The sequence below is a fragment of the Candidatus Pelagibacter sp. Uisw_136 genome (genome assembly GCF_047720275.1).
Lineage (GTDB): Bacteria > Pseudomonadota > Alphaproteobacteria > Pelagibacterales > Pelagibacteraceae > Pelagibacter.
Genome location: NZ_CP159812.1, coordinates 897,670 through 914,505, shown reverse-complemented (window position 1 = coordinate 914,505; position 16,836 = coordinate 897,670). Strand labels below are relative to the sequence as shown.

Here is a 16,836-nt window from a genome sequence, read left to right as displayed (position 1 = left end):
ACTTATTGATTATTTTTTGGGTTGATCTAAAAAAGTTTTTAAAGAATCATCCATCGCAACTTCCCAATCAGTATGATGTTTTGGTCCAACTGATCCAGTTACAGGTGAAGCAAATGACTTATTTCTATAAGTCATTATATTTTCTACTTTATGATGTTCCCATTCTTTAAAAGTTTTTCTAATTAATTCAAAATCAATTTTAGGATAATCAGATAAATCATGAAGCTCTTTAGTATACTCAGTTTGAAAATCTATCATTTGATCTGCATTTTCTAACTTTTCTTCAAGAGATACCCATTTATTGATATCTTTTTCAACCTCTGAAACACTTGGAACTTTAATTTTCTCCATTATAACATCTCTTGCAAACCAAGCCTGACAATCAAACATATTGAAAGTATGAAATTGATCTTGCATACCCAAATACATTAATTTGTGATTATTTTGCCAAACCACACCTTTATATAACTTTGGTGGATATAACCTGTTTCCTGTTTTTAATTTAAGATCTTCAGATATAAAAGGAAAATGATGAAGATATCCTGTGCATAAAATTACAGCATCTGTTTCTTGTACATGACCATCTTTAAATATCGCCTTATTACCTTCAAGTCGATCTAGGTGATAAACTTCTTTCATTCCATCGGGCCATTTAAATCCCATTGGATTATGTCTATAGGCTATGGTCACACTTTTTGCCCCATACTTATGACACTGAAGAGCTACATCTTCAGCAGAATAGCTACTTCCTAAAACAACAACATTTTTATCTCGAAATTCTTCTGCATCTCTAAAATCATGAGAGTGCATTATTCTTCCAGGAAAAGCCTTCATTCCTGGATATTCTGGAATAAATGGAACTGAGAAATGACCAGTAGATACTATTACATAATCAAAAATATCTTTTGAAATTTTATCATTTTTTTTATCATGATAAGTAACTTCAAAATTTTTACCATCATGAGACACATTGCTAACAGAAGTATTAAATCTAATTTTAGACTTCAAATTTCCCTTTTTAACTCTACCTAAGATATAATCGTATAAAACTTCTCTAGGTGGAAAAGATGGAATTGGTTTTCCAAAGTGTTCATCAAATGAATAGTCAGCAAACTCTAGACATTCTTTAGGGCCGTTTGACCAAAGGTATCTATACATACTGTTAGGTACAGGGTCGCCGTATTGGTCAGAACCCGTTCTCCAACTGTAATTCCATAAGCCTCCCCAATCTTCTTGTTTATCAAAACAAACTATTTCAGGTATCTTTTCACCTTTTTTTTCAGCTTGTTCAAAAGATCTCAAAGCGGATAAACCACAAGGTCCAGCACCAATAATTGCTACTTTTGTCATAAAATCACCTCTCCCTAATAAATTTATAACTGTACTTTACCAACAAAATGCTAAAAATTAATATAAAAAAATACAGTATTATGAAAAAAATTATTATTATTGGTGCTGGAGCGATGGGGTCTGCATTCGCTGTACCATGTTTAGAAAATAAAAATGATGTAACGCTCATCGGCACTCACCTTGAGGATGATTTAATAAATAAAATTCAATTAAATAATAATTTCCATCCAGCCTTAAATATTGAATTACCATCAAAATTAAAGGTAGAAAAATTTGAGAAATTACAATCAATACTTGAAGGTGAGGTAGATATAATTGTTGCTGGAGTGAGTTCTGTAGGAATTGAATGGTTTGTTAATCAGATATCAAAAAATTATAAAAAAAATCTTCCAATTATTTTATTAACAAAAGGTTTAGCCATTGAGGACAATGAATTAATAACACTTTCAGATAAAATTAAAAAACTTCTCAAGGAAAAGGGTCATGGAGAAGTAAATATTTCAGCAATCAAAGGACCTTGTTTAGCGGCAGGTCTTGCATATAAAATGAGAACAGGCACTGTTATTGCAAATCCAGATATTAAAGAAACAGAAAAATTAAAAAAAATTATATCAACAAATTATTATTCGACAGAAGTGTCAGATGATTTAACTGGCATTGAGTTATCAGGTGCAATTAAAAATATTTATTCAATGTTAATTGGAGCTTCTGAAGGATTAAGCAATTCAAAAGCACCTAAAGAAATTCAATCTAAATATTATTTAAATACATCAGCCTCATTAATCCATAGATCAATTTCTGAAATGGTTGAATTTGTTTCTTTCTATGGAGGAAGAGCAGAAACTGTTTATGGCTTAGCTGGTTTAGGTGATTTATATGTAAGTGCAATAGGAGGAAGAAATAGTTTAATGGGAAAATATTTAGGTGAAGGATATTTATATAAAGAAGCTAAAGAAAAATTTATGAAAAATATTACAGTAGAGGGTGCGCAACTTGCATTAGAAATCGGACCTAAAATTTTACAAGACCTTAATTCTAAACATTTTCCATTAATGTTTAGTATGCTAAACACTATATGTGAAAATAAGAAATTGGAAATTCAATGGTAAAAAATATATTAATATTTGTTTTTATAGTACTTGGAATGGTAGTTATTCTAAATTTTAGTGATTATAATTTAAAAAGAGCTGTCGATGCCTGCCTAGCTGGAAGTCAAAAATTATCTAAATCAAAAATTACAGATCTTGAAGAAGCTAAAAAATTTTGTGAAGAAGAAATAAAAAAGAATAAAAAGTAGAAATTTATGCCAAAAATATTTTCAATTTATGTAAATATAATAGACAACATTTGCACCAAAGTTGGCAGATTTGTAATGTACGGTGTTTTTTTTATGATGTTTCTTTTAATATTATCTTTCGTTACGAGAAACATAATTAATTACCCTTTAATGTGGATTATAGAAATGGCTCAATTCACTCTTACTGCATATTATTTGCTCGGTGGTGGTTACTCTATGATTACAGACGATCATGTTAGAATGGATTTATTCTATGGAAAGTTATCAACAATGGGAAAAGCTAAAATGGATATTTTTACTAGTATTTTTCTGATTTTTTTTTTAGCAATTCTCCTTTATGGCTCCATTTCAAGTTTACAATATACATTAGAGTATAAACAAAAACTTTTTACTGCATGGGCACCTTATCTTTGGCCAATAAAATCTTTGATGCTATTGGGTATACTTTTGATGTTATTACAAGCTTTCTCAATGCTTATTAAAGACATCGCAAAAATTAAAAATATTAAAATATAATGTTGGCTCAATATCTAAGTTATGAATTTATAGCATTGTTCATGTTTATAACGATGTTGGCAATGATGTTCACTGGTCAAAGAGTATTTGGTGCAATTGGTTTTGTAGCTGTTATTTCAGCATTATTGGTTTGGGGAAATGGAGCTATCGAAATGCCATATACGGCTACATGGAAACTTTTTAAATGGTATCCGATGCTTACACTTCCACTTTTTATTTACATGGGTTTTATGATTTCAGAGTCAGGTATTGCTAGTGATTTATATAAAATGTTCCATGTATTTTTTGGTGGAATAAAAGGGGGTTTAGCAATTGGCACAATGTTTATGATGGTTGGAATTTCAGCTATGAATGGATTGAGTGTTGCAGGTATGGCTATTGGAGCAACAATTGCCCTCCCTGAAATGTTAAAACGAAATTATGATAAACGAATGATTACTGGTGTCGTTCAAGCGGGAAGTTCGCTAGGAATTTTAATACCTCCAAGCGTTGTAATGGTTCTTTATGGCATGATCGCACGTCAACCAGTAAGTAAACTTTGGCTTGCAGGACTTTTACCAGGTCTTTTAATGGCTACCTTATTTATAATTTATATTTATGTAAGGTGTCGTCTTCAACCTGAATTAGGTCCAGTATTAAGTAAAAAAGAAAGAGATATTCCACTTAAAGAAAAACTAAAACTTTTAACAGCTGGAATAATTCCATTTGTAATATTTATGTCCATGACTGGATTATTCTTAATGGGTATAGCAAGTTTAGTTGAGTGTTCTGCTGTAGGTGCTTTACTTGCAACTTTAGCATCTATCTACAAAAAAAGATTTACTCGAAAAGTTCTTGATACAACACTTAGAAAAACTCTTGGTGTTTCTTGCATGTTTATGTGGATAATATTAGCTGCACTATGTTTTGGAGCAGTATTTGATGGCCTAGGGGCTGCGCGTGCAATTGAAACTTTATTTATAGAAAGATGGCATTTAACTCCTTGGGGAGTTTTAATTATGATGCAACTTTCGTACATATTTATGGGAATGTTTTTAGATGATACTGCGATGTTAGTTATAGTGGCACCACTTTATGTACCTCTAATTATCTCATTAGGATTTGATCCAATCTGGTATGGTGTTCTTTATACAATTACATGTCAGATTGCATATATGACCCCTCCATTTGGCTATAATTTATTTCTTATGAGGGCTATGGCACCAAAAGAAATAACCTTATCTGATATTTACAGATCTATTACACCGTTTCTCCTGGTAATGCTCTTAGCATTAATTTTAGTTATGGTTTTTCCTCAAATTGCAACTTATCTTCCAAATAAGTATCTATAAAAATAATAATACAACTTTAAGTTTTAAAGTTGAAAAAATTACTGTTTAATAGAAAAAAATAATTCATTTTTTAGTTTAATCATAATTTTTTTTATAATAGGCTTTACAAATACTTTTTAACTAACAGGGAGAGTTAATGAAAAAAGAAAAAAAAATAATAACAAGTAAAAGGCGATCGTTTATTAAGAAAGCTGGCTTGTTAACTTTTGGTGTAGCAGGAGCAAGTGTTGTTAAAGCACCTTATGCTTATTCTGCATCAAACCCAATCAAATGGAGGCTACAAACGTATTCTGGAGCCCCACTTGGTGCACATGTTATAAAGCCACAAATAGAAGCATTTAACAAAGCTGCTTATGGTGAAATGGAAATTGAACTGTATTATGCCGATCAATTAGTTCCTACTGATGAACTATTTAGAGCCATGCAAGCAGGTACTTTAGATGCTGTACAAAGTGATGATGCTACAATGGGATCACCCGTTGATATCTCTGTGTTTGGTGGGTATTTTCCATTTGCAACCAGATATAGCTTAGATGTTCCAGCTTTATTTAAATATTACGGTTTAAATGAAATTTGGGATGAAGCATATAGTGAAGTCAAAGGTGTTAAATGGTTAAGCACAAGTGCTTGGGACCCATGCCATCTCTTCACTGTGAAGAAAAAAGTTACTTCTTTAGCAGACATGAAGGGCTTAAGAGTCTTTGGTGTACCTACTGCTGGAAAATTCTTAGCTCAATATGGCCTAATACCAGTTACGGTTCCTTGGGATGATGTTGAGGTTGCTATGCAAACCGGAGAACTAGATGGTGTTGCTTGGTGCGGATTTACTGAGGCATATGAAGTGGGTTGGGCTGATATCTGTAAGTATGCGCTAACTAACTCTGTTACAGGAGCATGGTTTGGATCGTACTTTGCTAATCAAAAAGCTTGGGACAAATTAAGTCCAAAACTTCAAGCACTTTACAGAATGTCTATTAATGACTCTCATTATTATAGACAAGTTTGGTATTGGGGTGGAGAAGCTGATCTTCGTGTTAATGGGAAAAAAATGGAACTAACAAGTCTTCCTGATAATGAATGGGCTAAAGTTGTAAACGACTCTAAAGCATTCTGGGATGAGACTTCAAATATTAGTCCAAGAGCTAAAAAAGTTGTGGATGCATTTAAGTTGTATGCAAGCACAATGGAAAAAGCTGGATACCCTTACAGGTAATAAATATTTTTTAGGCGCCTCAAGAAAGAGGCGCCTAAAGTTAATAACTACGGCTTAGCCGTAAGACCCCCATCAACAATCAATTCAGTTCCAGTAATATAACCTGCTTGATCGCTTAATAGGAATAAAGAAGCATTTGAAATATCTTCAGGTTTACCCACTTTATTTAATGGAATAAATTTTTCTAAATCTTTCTTTGCATTAGGATTTTTTTTCCATCTAATCTGCATGCCAGTATCTATTGGACCAGGTAAAATAATATTTGATCTAATTTTATTTGATGCAAATTGAATGGCAAAAGATTTTGAAAGTCTAATCATTGCTGCTTTTGAAGCACCATAGGCATCTTGAGGTTTGTCATCACCAGATAACGCATCAATGGAAGATATATGTACCATTGAACCAAATTTGTTTTTAATCATTTTAGGCACAATAATTTTTGAAAGATACATCATAGATTTTAGATTTATTTCAAAAACTTTATCCCATACATTAGAGTTTATATTGACCGCTGAGACATCTTTATCAAACCAAAGAACACCAGTTGTATTAACTAAGTAGTCTATTCTTTGGTGTTTTTTGTAAAAATTATCGATATATGATTTCAATTTTTTAAAATTAGTTACATCAACTTTTTCAAATTCACATTTTCTATTATTATCTAAAAATTCTTTACTAGGACTTTTTAAATCTAACATTAAAACTGAAATATTGTTTTGGGATAGTTTTTTTGAAATCTCTAAGCCCATGCCACCACTTGCGCCAGTGATTACAGCAGCTTTACCTTTAAAATCTAATTTCATTTTATTGTTCTTTTCTTAGGTGAAAGCTTTTGGGTGAAGTTAATTTTTCATAAGCAACTTCTGATAATGAGCAGCCTTTTCCAGTTTCTTTAACACCAGTCCAAGATAATGCTGGATCAAGGTAATCACATCGGTTCATATAGAAAGTGCCTGTTTCAACCTGATTACCAATTTTTTCTGCAATCTCAATATCTTTTGTCCAAATAGAAGCTGTCAAACCATATGGACTATCATTCATTAATTTAATAGCTTCACTTTCATCTTTAACTTTCATTATTCCAACACAGGGTCCAAAAGTTTCTTCAGTCATAAAACTCATATCATGAGTGACATTTGTTAAAACTTGAGGCATTAAATAATTTTTATGTTCTTTTGAAAATGTAAATTTACTTTCATCAATCATTTTTTTAGCACCTTTATTAATTGCAGAGTTCATTTGTTGTAAAATAAAATCAGCAGCAGATAGTTTAACCACAGGACCTAAGTTGGTTTCTTTTTCTAAAGGGTTTCCAAGCTTGTAATTATAAGTTTTTGAAACAAACAATTCTAAAAAATTATTATAAATTTTTTCATCAACATAAATTCTTTCTATTCCACAACATGATTGACCTGAATTAAAAAAAGATCCATCAACCAGGTTTTCAACTGTTTTTTCTAAGTCACAATCATACCTAGCATAAGCAGGGTCTTTACCACCTAGCTCTAAAGTCATATCAATAAATTTATTCTGGGTTGCTTTTTGAACATCATAACCAGCTTTTACTGAACCAGTGAAAGAGACAAAATTAATTCGCTTATCAGAAACAATTTTTAAACTATCTTCATGGTTTAAATGTAAATAATTAAAAACATCCTTAGGAAGAATTTTTTTAGCTGATTGGTAAAGTTGTTCAGCACATAAAGGAGTTTGAGCAGAATGTTTTAAAATAACAGAATTACCTGCTGCCATTGCTGGTATTATAGAGTTTACTGCAACAAGATATGGATAGTTCCACGGCGCTATTACAAATACCACTCCAAGAGCTTTTCTTTTTATATAACTTTTAAAATTATCATCTTTTGCTACATCAATATTTGCTAATTTCTTTTCTGCAATAGATAGCATGTAATCAGCTCTTTCTTTAAAGCCCTTTAATTCACCAGCCGCTTGAGAAATAGGTCTCCCAATTTGTCTACTTAGTTCTTCACAAATCAGATCGCTTCTTGATAAAAAATCTTCAACAAAACTTGTTAACAGCTTTACTCTTTCTTTAATATCTAGATCTGCCCACACTTTTTGAGCTTTCATTGAGCCCCTAATAGTTTCTTCTATTTTATCTCCATCATAATTTCTTTCGATATAAAGAGTATTATCAATAGGTGTAATTGTTTTTTGCATAAATATTTCAGTTAAAATTATTTTAGAAGGTGATATACAATATTTAATTTTAAAAACATTAAACAATAATATGCATAAATACAACTGGAATTACCCCACAACAATGTGGGTAGGTGAAAATAGAATAAATGACATTGCTCTAGCATGTAAAAATTTAGATATTAAAAAACCATTACTTGTTACTGACAATGGATTGGCCCAATCAGATATTGTTAAAAACACCATATCAATTTTAAAAGAGGATGGAATTTTTGCTGCATTATATTCAAATGTGGTTGGTAATCCAACAGGCACAAATGTAAATGAAGGTGTTGATAGTTATAAAAAAAACAATTGTGATGGTGTTATTGCATTTGGAGGTGGTAGTGGTTTAGATGTTGGTAAAGCTGTTGCTTTCATGTCAGGTCAAAATCTACCTATTTGGGATTTCGAAGATGTTGGAGATAACTGGACTAAAGCCAATTCAGATAAAATTGCTCCAATTATTGCAGTACCTACTACTGCCGGCACTGGTTCTGAAACTGGCAGAGCGTCAGTAATATTAAATCAAGAAACAGGCGTGAAAAATATAATTTTTCATCCAAAATTTTTACCATCAATAGTTATTTTAGATCCAGTTTTAACAGTCGGGTTACCATCAAAAATGACTGCAGCAACTGGAATGGATGCACTAGCGCACAATTTAGAAGCTTATTGCGCCCCAGGATATCACCCAATGGCTGAAGGAATTGCTTTAGAAGGAATGAGATTGATTAATAAGTGGTTATTAGAAGCTGTTAACAATGGATCTAATATTGAAGCAAGAATGAATATGTTAACTGCAGCCAGTATGGGCTCAACTGCATTTCAAAAAGGGTTGGGGGCAATTCATTCATTAAGCCATCCTGTAAATGCTTTAAATAATATTCATCACGGCTTATCTAATGCAATATTCATGCCTTACGTATTAACTTTTAATAAAGATGCAATTGAAAAGAAAATAATAAAGATTTGTGATTATTTAGAACTTAAAAATAGATCTTTTGATGGTTTTGTTAACTGGGTTTTAGATTTAAGAAAAAAACTGGATATGCCTCACAAATTATCAGAAGTGATTGATGAAAAAGATTTTGATCTTGATAGATTATCAAAAATGGCCTTAGCAGATCCATCTACTGGAGGAAATCCAAAAAAATTAACTATAGATGATATGAAGATAATGTACCAGCATAGTATGACGGGTGAATTGTTTAAATGAGTGATTTAAATATTTTAATTGTTGAAGGAAATATTAGAGAAGATAGTGAGTTTTTTATTAAAGCAGCTGGAAGTTCTGCAGCAGATAATTTAAAGAATTTAATTTTAAAGATAGAACCATCAGCAAATACAGAAATCATAAATCCTGGTCATGATGATGAGACAACGAATGCTCTAAAAAATATGAGTAAATATAATGGCATTGTGTTTACTGGTGGTGCAATGAGAATAAATGATATGACAGATGTCATTAAGAAACATATCAATTTTGCATCTAATTGCTTTAATCATAAAAATAAGATTTTAGCAATTTGTTGGGGATTACAAGTCTGCTCGACAGCAGCTGGGGGTGAAGTAAACCCTGGAAAAAAAGGTGCTCATATTGGAATTGCATCAGATGTAATTATTAACAATGAAGGTGAAAAACACTTTATATACAAAGATAAAAAAAAAATTTTTACATCACCAGCATTTAATTTTGATGAAGTAAGTGAACTACCAAAAAATGCTATTCTTTTATCAAGTGACATAGTTAACAATGTAATGGGTGTTAGCTTTAATGCAGGAAACTCTGAAATTATTGGCTTACAGTATCACCCTGATTATGAATATTTTCAGATGCTTAAACTTATTGATGGTCGTAAAGAGAGATTGTTTAAAAGTAAAAATTTTTTAGATGAAGAAGAGTATGAAAGCCATGTCTCATATATAAAATCCGAAAATGAATTATTGAATTTCAATGATAGAACATGTGAAGTTAGAAACTGGATTAATTATATACGTAACTAATTTTAAAACAGACCTTCAATTTCACCATCTTTATTTAGTTTGATCGAGTCAGCAGCTGGAACCCTTGGTAGTCCAGGCATAGTCATAACAGCACCACATATCACAACAATAAACTCTGCTCCTGAAGAGAGTTTAATTTCTCTAATTGGCAAAGCATGACCTGTTGGTGCGCCTTTTAAGCTTGGGTCTGTTGAAAAGCTGTATTGTGTTTTTGCAATACAAATTGGGAAATCTCCATAACCTGCATTTTCAAAGCTTTTTAATTGATCTCTAATTTTAGTATCAGCAATAACCTCATCTGCTCTATAAATTTCTTTTGCAATTGTTTCTATTTTTTTAAATAGAGGAGTTTTACTCTCATATAAAAATTTGAATTTATCTTCGTTTTTCTCACATAATTCAGCAACATGGTTTGCAAGCTCTTTCGTACCTTCACCACCATTTGCCCAGTGGGTACAGAGACTTGCTTTAACACCAATAGTGTCACAAAATTCTATTAAAGCCTTTACTTCACTATCTGTATCTTTAATAAAATGATTAACAGCTACTGCAACCGGTAAACCAAATTTTTTAACATTTTCCACATGTCTTTGAAGATTAACTAAACCTTTTTTTAAAGCTTCTATATTTTCTGTTTTAAGATCATCTTTTGCTACACCACCGTGCATTTTTAAAGCTCTAATAGTTGCAACAATTACAACGCAGCTAGGTTTTAAATCTGATTTTCTACATTTAATATCAAGAAATTTTTCTGCACCAAGGTCTGCACCGAAACCTGCTTCTGTTACAACATAGTCAGCAAGTTTTAGCCCAGTCTTTGTTGCAATTACAGAATTACAGCCATGTGCAATATTAGCAAAAGGTCCACCATGAATAATTGCAGGATTGTTTTCTAAAGTTTGAGTAACATTAGGTCTAATAGCATCTTTTAATAATACAGTCATTGGACCGTGTGCTTTTAAGTCTTTAGCGTAAACTGGTTTTTTATCTCTAGTATAGGCAATTGTAATATTTCCTATTCTCTTTTCTAAATCTTCTAAATCATTTGATAAGCAAAAGATTGCCATGATTTCAGATGCAACAGTTATATCAAAACCATCTTCTCTTGGAAAACCATTTGCAACTCCACCTAAGTTTATATTTATAGATCTTAAAGAACGATCGTTCATATCCATCACTCTTTTCCAAACAATTCTTCTAACATCAATATCTAATTTATTTCCCCAATAGATATGATTATCGATTAATGCTGACAACAAATTATGAGCTGATGTTATTGCGTGAAAATCTCCAGTAAAATGTAAATTAATTTGTTCCATTGGAACTACCTGAGCATAACCACCACCTGCTGCTCCACCTTTCATCCCAAAAGAAGGCCCAAGGCTTGGTTCTCTTAAACAAACAATCGATTTTTTTCCAATTTTATTTAATCCGTCATTTAAACCAACTGACGTTGTAGTTTTACCCTCACCAGCTGGAGTAGGAGTGATCGCTGTAACTAGTATAAGTTTTCCATTTGGTTTATCTTTTAAAGTATCTAAATATTCTAAATTAATCTTTGCAATGTGTCTTCCCATTGGACTAAAAGCTGAGCTTTCATCTGGTACATTTATCTTGGCTAAAATATCATTTATAGGTTGCATTTTAGCTTCTCTAGCTATTTGAATGTCTGACTTAACTTCGCTCATTTGAAACTCCTATAAGATTTATTTTTTAATGCTCAATTGATATCCTATTTTAATTTTTTGGAAACTTCTAAAAAATATATATAAAAAAAATAAGAACTATTTATATTCGTTTGTATAAAATTATCTTATGCAAAAATATTCTATATTTAATTTGATCAAAAATGCTTTCTCTGGTCATCAAAAATGGGACCTAGCCTGGAAAGATGCTACTCCAAAAAAAGAATACGACGTTGTTATTATTGGGGGTGGAGGCCATCGCCTAGCAACTGCATATTATCTCGCAAAAGAACATAATATTACCAATGTAGCTATCATTGAAAAAGGATGGCTTGGTGGTGGAAATATGGGAAGAAATACTACAATTATTAGATCAAATTATATGCACGATGATAATGCATTGTTTAGCGAGTTTGGAATGGATCTGTGGAGAAAGATGAGCCAGGACTTAAATTACAATGTAATGTTTTCTCCAAGAGGAATAATTAACCTTGCACACTCAGACGCTCAAATGAATATTTTTGCAAGAAGAGGAAACTCAATGCGCTTAAATGGTATTGATGCAGTTTTATTAAATAGAGAAGAGGTAAAAGAAATTATTCCAATGGCAGATTTTTCAGACAATGTAAGATTTCCTATATTTGGTGGATTAATGCAACCAAGTGCTGGAACAGCAAGACATGATGCTGTGGCTTGGGGTTATGCACGTCAAGCAGACTCAATGGGAGTAGATATAATTCAAAATTGTGAAGTAACTGGATTTGATGTTTCTGGTGGAAAAATAAATGGTGTCAGAACTTCTAGAGGAGACATAAAAGTTAAAAAAATTGGTTTATGTGTTGCAGGAAGTACCAATATTTTGGCTGAAAAACTAAATATGACAATACCAGTAGAAACTCATCTTTTACAAGCATGTGTTACAGAACCTGTAAAACCTATATTAGATAGTGTGGTTACTTTTGGAGCAGGACATTTTTATATTAGTCAATCTGATAAAGGTGAAATGGTAATGGGGGGAGATCTGGATGGCTATAACAGTTATGCCCAAAGAGGAAATTTACCAACACTCCAGCATGTACTAACAGAAGGAATTGCAATGATGCCATTTCTCAGTAAATTAAAAATGCTTAGAACTTGGGGTGGGATTATGGATATGTCTATGGATGGTTCACCCATAATAGATAAAACTCATATTGAAGGATTATATTTAAACTGTGGATGGTGTTATGGTGGGTTTAAAGCTACACCGGCTTCAGGCTGGACATTTGCACATACAATTGCTCAAGATAGAGTTCATAAATTAAATGAAGGTTATAGTTTAAGTAGATTTAATACAGGTCACTTACTAGATGAAAAAGGACTTGGAACCAAAACATGGATCTCATAAATGCTGCATATTAAATGCCCTCATTGTGGAATGAGATCTCAAAATGAATTTTCATATGGTGGTGATGCAACCGTTAAAAGACCAGAACTTAATAAGGAAGTTTCAGATCATGATTGGGATAATTTTGTCTATAATAGAAAAAGCTTAAGAGGAAAACATAAAGAGTTATGGCAACATATATCAGGATGCAGACAGTGGATTAAAGTAGAAAGAGATACTGCAACTCACGAAATATTTAAAACAGCTAAAGCTAACGAAGATATTTAATATGACTCAAAATTATAGACTAGATAATATTGGATTAATAAATAGAGATAAAAAAATCTCATTTAAATTTAATGGAGTAACTTACTTTGGTTATGAGGGTGACACCTTAGCTTCAGCGTTACTTGCTAATGGAGTTCATTTAATTGGAAGAAGCTTTAAATATCATAGACCTAGAGGCTTTTTTGGTGCGGGGGTGGATGAACCATACGCAATTGTTCAGTTATACAGAAATAATGAAACTGAGCCAAATGTAAAAACTACAGAACAAGAGCTCTTTGAAGGTTTGGAGGCAACAAGCGTTAATTGTTGGCCAAGTGTAAATTTTGATATTGGAGCAATTAATAATTTTTTAAAGATATTTCTTCCGGCAGGATTTTATTACAAAACTTTCATGTGGCCAAAAAGTTTTTGGTACAAAGTTTATGAACCATTTATAAGAAAAGCTGCTGGACTTGGGGTTGCATCAATTGAACATGATAAAGAAAGGTATGAACACAAATATGAGTATTGTGATTTACTAATTGCAGGTTCAGGACCTTCTGGTTTAGCAAGTGCATACGCTGCGGCTAAAAATGGAGCAAGGGTAATTTTAGCTGAAGACAAACCTAGATTTGGCGGAACTTTATTAACGAGTGAAGTTAATATTGGAAATCAAACGGGAAAAGAATGGGCAGAAAATATTATTTCTGAACTTAAAGAAATGCCTAATGTTATTGTTAAAAATAGATCTCAAGTATTTGGTTACTACGATCATAATATGTTAGTGATGTCAGAAAAATTAAGTGATCACCTACCTAAAACTAAAAAATATAATCCAAAACAAAGACTTTGGTATATTAGAGCTAAAGAAGTTTTAATCTCATCAGGATCAATTGAAAGACCTTTAGTATTTGGGAACAATGACACACCAGGTGTGATGTTGTCTTCTGCAGCAAAGGAATATTTAAAAGTCTATGGAGTTTTAGTGGGTAAAAAACCTTTAATATTTACAAATAATGATAGTGGATACGAAACGGCTATAGAATTTAAAAAAAATGGTGTTGATCCTATTATTTTAGATACAAGAAAAGATCCTAAATCAGAAATTATAGATGAAGCAAAAAAATTAGATATTCAAATTAAATTTTCTTACGTAGTTGTTGCGGCAAAAGGTTATAAAAAAGTTAAATCTGCAGAAGTTGCAAAAATCTCAGATGATAAAAACGAATTAGGAACTTTAGAAACTATTAATTGTGATTGTATTTGTGTTTCAGGCTTTTGGACACCAACAATTCACTTAGCCTCTCAATCAGGAAATAAAACTACTTTTAATAAAGATATAGATGCATTTGTACCAGGAATATCAAAACAAAATGAAACAACTTTAGGTGCAGCAAATGGAACTTTTACGTTAGAAGAAACTTTAAAAAATTCATTTGAAAGTGGATATGAACTTTCAAAAAAAATAACTAATAATGATAATAAAACATCATCACCAATAGTTATGGAAAAAAAATCAACTACACATGATAAATTTTGGTGTGTACCTTTGCCTAAAGGCAAAACATATAAAAGATTTTTAGATTTTCAAAATGATGTAGCAGTTTCTGATATAGAAATTGCATTAAAAGAGGGTTATCGATCTATTGAACATGTAAAAAGATACACGACACTAGGAATGGCTACTGACCAAGGAAAAACAAGTAATCTCAATGGTTTGCAACTAGTATCCAATATAGAAAACAAAATAGTACCAGAAGTGGGTCATACAACTTTTAGACCTCCATACACACCAGTTACAATTGGTGCGATTGTTGGAAGAGAAATTGGCAAACATTCTAAACCAACAAGAAAATCTCCAATGCACACTTGGCATGAAAAAAATAATGCAGTGTTTGTAGATGCAGGTGTTTGGTTAAGACCAAGATATTACAAAGTTGGAGAAGAAACATTATTTGAAGGTTCAAAAAGAGAAGCTAAAAATGTTAGAGCAAATGTAGGAGTTTGTGATGTAACTACTTTAGGTAAAATTGATATTAAAGGACCAGATGCTGCAGAACTACTAAATCGTGTTTACACTAATGCTTGGTTAAAATTGCCCGTTGGTAAAGCAAGATATGGTGTAATGCTAAGAGAAGATGGAATTGTTATGGATGATGGAACAACAACAAGAATTTCTGAAAACCATTACCACATGACAACAACAACAGCGCAAGCAGCAAATGTTTTATCTCATCTAGAATATTATTTACAACTTGTATGGCCAGAGCTAAATGTAAATGTAGTATCAACAACAGAACAATGGGCTGGAGCAGCAATCGCAGGACCAAAATCAAGAAACTTATTGCAAAAACTATTTCCAAATATAGACGCTTCTAACGAAGGCTTACCTTTTATGGGATATCTAGAAGCTGATTTATTTGGAGTACATGCACGAATTTTTAGAATTTCATTTTCAGGAGAACTTGCTTATGAAGTGAATGTTGAATCTGACAATGGAAACTTTATGTGGGAGAAAATAATGGAAGTAGGGCAAGAATTTAAAATTCAACCCTATGGAACTGAAGCATTATCAACTCTAAGAATTGAAATGGGTCACATAGCAGGATCAGAACTAGATGGCAGAACCATTCCATATGATAATTCTTTAGAAGGATTGGTTAGTAAAAAGAAAGACTTTATAGGAAAACGTTCTTTAGATAGAGAAGCATTCATAGCAGAAGATAGACAAAAAGTAGTAGGTGTTGTTCCAGTTGATAAGAAAACAAGTATCCCTGAAGGATCACATTTAGTTAAAGACTCAAATGCTCCGATACCAAACCCTAAATTAGGATATATATCTGCGTCTTGTTGGAGTGTTGAATATGATAATCCATTTTCATTAGCAATTCTTAAGGATGGAAAAAATATGATAGGGCAAAAACTATTTGCAATGTCACCTCTAAAAAATAAAACAATACCTGTAGAGATAGTTTCATCACACTATGTAGATCCAAAGGGTGAAAGGGTAAGATCATGAGCTCAATTTCTGCTTTAAATGTCACCCATAATAAAGGGTTATTTGGTGACCACGAGGGAAAAAATGATGATGAGCTGCTAAAAGTAAGTGAACTAAAAGATTTTTTAATCATTCAAATAGTTAAATATAAGAGCTCCTTAACACCCATTGAAAGTATCAAGATAGATAATCTGAGCTTAAAAAATGAACCCCTAAACATAAACTGCAACACTAATACAAGAATTTTATGGAATGGCCCAAATAACTGGCTTTTAGTTTCTTCAAAAAAAGAAACTCTAAAAGAAATTAATGAAAAATTACTAGAAGCAGATTTTGCTATAACAAATGTATCTCATAGTAGAGCAATAATTCAAATAGAGGGAAAAAATACAAAAGAGATATTAAAAAAAGGATGTCCCTTTAATTTTAACAAATTAAAAAAAGATACTTGTCTAAATTCAACTTATAACGGAATGTCGGTCACAATTGATATGCTTGATGATAATCCAGACAAAGTTAGAATATTCACCCTAAGAAGCTTTGGAGAATTTTTTTATCATTCTATTACCGATGCATGCTTAGAGTTTGGCTACAAAGGTATTTAAAA

Annotated in this window: 15 protein-coding genes; 11 read left to right on the top strand and 4 right to left on the bottom strand. The window is 31.9% G+C overall.

Annotated features, from left to right (window positions below; all coding sequences use genetic code 11):
* Window positions 1-9: 9 nt before the first annotated feature.
* Window positions 10-1,350: an NAD(P)-binding domain-containing protein gene (locus tag ABXT53_RS04990; protein WP_415290025.1), complete on the bottom strand. Its 1,341-nt coding sequence runs from the start codon at window positions 1,348-1,350 to the stop codon at window positions 10-12.
* Window positions 1,351-1,430: 80 nt separating this feature from the next.
* Between ABXT53_RS04990 and ABXT53_RS04985 the strand changes: the two genes are divergently transcribed.
* The 5 genes from ABXT53_RS04985 to dctP all read left to right on the top strand — a co-directional run bounded on the left by ABXT53_RS04985 (window position 1,431) and on the right by dctP (window position 5,707).
* Window positions 1,431-2,459: a 2-dehydropantoate 2-reductase N-terminal domain-containing protein gene (locus tag ABXT53_RS04985; protein ID WP_415290023.1), complete on the top strand. Its 1,029-nt coding sequence runs from the start codon at window positions 1,431-1,433 to the stop codon at window positions 2,457-2,459.
* The gene (locus ABXT53_RS04980; RefSeq protein ID WP_415290022.1) at window positions 2,453-2,647 is read left to right on the top strand and encodes a hypothetical protein; all 195 of its coding nucleotides are present in this window, start codon (window positions 2,453-2,455) and stop codon (window positions 2,645-2,647) included. The genes ABXT53_RS04985 and ABXT53_RS04980 overlap by 7 nt, the downstream gene beginning before the upstream one ends.
* A gap of 6 nt (window positions 2,648-2,653) precedes the next feature.
* Window positions 2,654-3,163, top strand: a complete 510-nt coding sequence (locus ABXT53_RS04975) for a TRAP transporter small permease subunit (RefSeq protein ID WP_415290020.1) — start codon at window positions 2,654-2,656, stop codon at window positions 3,161-3,163.
* The gene (locus ABXT53_RS04970; RefSeq protein ID WP_415290019.1) at window positions 3,163-4,494 is read left to right on the top strand and encodes a TRAP transporter large permease; all 1,332 of its coding nucleotides are present in this window, start codon (window positions 3,163-3,165) and stop codon (window positions 4,492-4,494) included. The genes ABXT53_RS04975 and ABXT53_RS04970 overlap by 1 nt, the downstream gene beginning before the upstream one ends.
* 136 nt (window positions 4,495-4,630) lie before the next feature.
* A complete protein-coding gene (dctP, locus tag ABXT53_RS04965) occupies window positions 4,631-5,707 on the top strand; it encodes a TRAP transporter substrate-binding protein DctP (protein WP_415290018.1) in 1,077 nt (358 codons plus the stop codon).
* A 47-nt stretch (window positions 5,708-5,754) separates the two neighbouring features.
* On the opposite strand, the gene ABXT53_RS04960 is transcribed toward dctP, so the two are convergent.
* Together ABXT53_RS04960 and ABXT53_RS04955 are read right to left on the bottom strand one after the other, a co-directional pair.
* Window positions 5,755-6,510 (bottom strand): SDR family NAD(P)-dependent oxidoreductase, encoded by a 756-nt coding sequence (locus ABXT53_RS04960; protein ID WP_415290017.1) that lies wholly within the window; start codon window positions 6,508-6,510, stop codon window positions 5,755-5,757.
* Window position 6,511: 1 nt separating this feature from the next.
* The gene (locus ABXT53_RS04955) at window positions 6,512-7,888 is read right to left on the bottom strand and encodes an aldehyde dehydrogenase family protein (protein WP_415290015.1); all 1,377 of its coding nucleotides are present in this window, start codon (window positions 7,886-7,888) and stop codon (window positions 6,512-6,514) included.
* A gap of 70 nt (window positions 7,889-7,958) precedes the next feature.
* Here ABXT53_RS04955 and ABXT53_RS04950 point away from each other — a divergent pair, with 70 nt between their 5' ends.
* Both ABXT53_RS04950 and ABXT53_RS04945 read left to right on the top strand, forming a co-directional pair.
* Window positions 7,959-9,125, top strand: coding sequence for an iron-containing alcohol dehydrogenase (locus ABXT53_RS04950; RefSeq protein ID WP_415290013.1), 1,167 nt, complete (start codon window positions 7,959-7,961; stop codon window positions 9,123-9,125).
* Window positions 9,122-9,913, top strand: coding sequence for a glutamine amidotransferase-related protein (locus ABXT53_RS04945; protein ID WP_415290012.1), 792 nt, complete (start codon window positions 9,122-9,124; stop codon window positions 9,911-9,913). The genes ABXT53_RS04950 and ABXT53_RS04945 overlap by 4 nt, the downstream gene beginning before the upstream one ends.
* Window positions 9,914-9,915: 2 nt before the next feature.
* On the opposite strand, the gene ABXT53_RS04940 is transcribed toward ABXT53_RS04945, so the two are convergent.
* Complete coding sequence (locus tag ABXT53_RS04940) at window positions 9,916-11,601, bottom strand: formate--tetrahydrofolate ligase (RefSeq protein ID WP_415290010.1); 1,686 nt, start codon at window positions 11,599-11,601, stop codon at window positions 9,916-9,918.
* 127 nt (window positions 11,602-11,728) lie between these two features.
* On the opposite strand from ABXT53_RS04940, the gene ABXT53_RS04935 reads away from it, so the two are divergent.
* The 4 genes from ABXT53_RS04935 to ABXT53_RS04920 are packed head-to-tail and all read left to right on the top strand — an operon-like array spanning window position 11,729 to window position 16,834.
* Window positions 11,729-12,985, top strand: coding sequence for a sarcosine oxidase subunit beta family protein (locus ABXT53_RS04935; protein ID WP_415290009.1), 1,257 nt, complete (start codon window positions 11,729-11,731; stop codon window positions 12,983-12,985).
* Window positions 12,986-13,252 carry a sarcosine oxidase subunit delta gene (locus ABXT53_RS04930; protein WP_415290008.1) on the top strand — a complete coding sequence of 89 codons (267 nt, stop codon included), beginning with the start codon at window positions 12,986-12,988 and terminating at the stop codon, window positions 13,250-13,252.
* 1 nt (window position 13,253) lies between these two features.
* On the top strand, window positions 13,254-16,250 hold the full coding sequence (locus tag ABXT53_RS04925) for a sarcosine oxidase subunit alpha family protein (RefSeq protein ID WP_415290006.1): 2,997 nt from the start codon (window positions 13,254-13,256) through the stop codon (window positions 16,248-16,250).
* Window positions 16,247-16,834 (top strand): sarcosine oxidase subunit gamma family protein, encoded by a 588-nt coding sequence (locus ABXT53_RS04920; RefSeq protein WP_415290005.1) that lies wholly within the window; start codon window positions 16,247-16,249, stop codon window positions 16,832-16,834. The genes ABXT53_RS04925 and ABXT53_RS04920 overlap by 4 nt, the downstream gene beginning before the upstream one ends.
* Window positions 16,835-16,836: the final 2 nt, after the last annotated feature.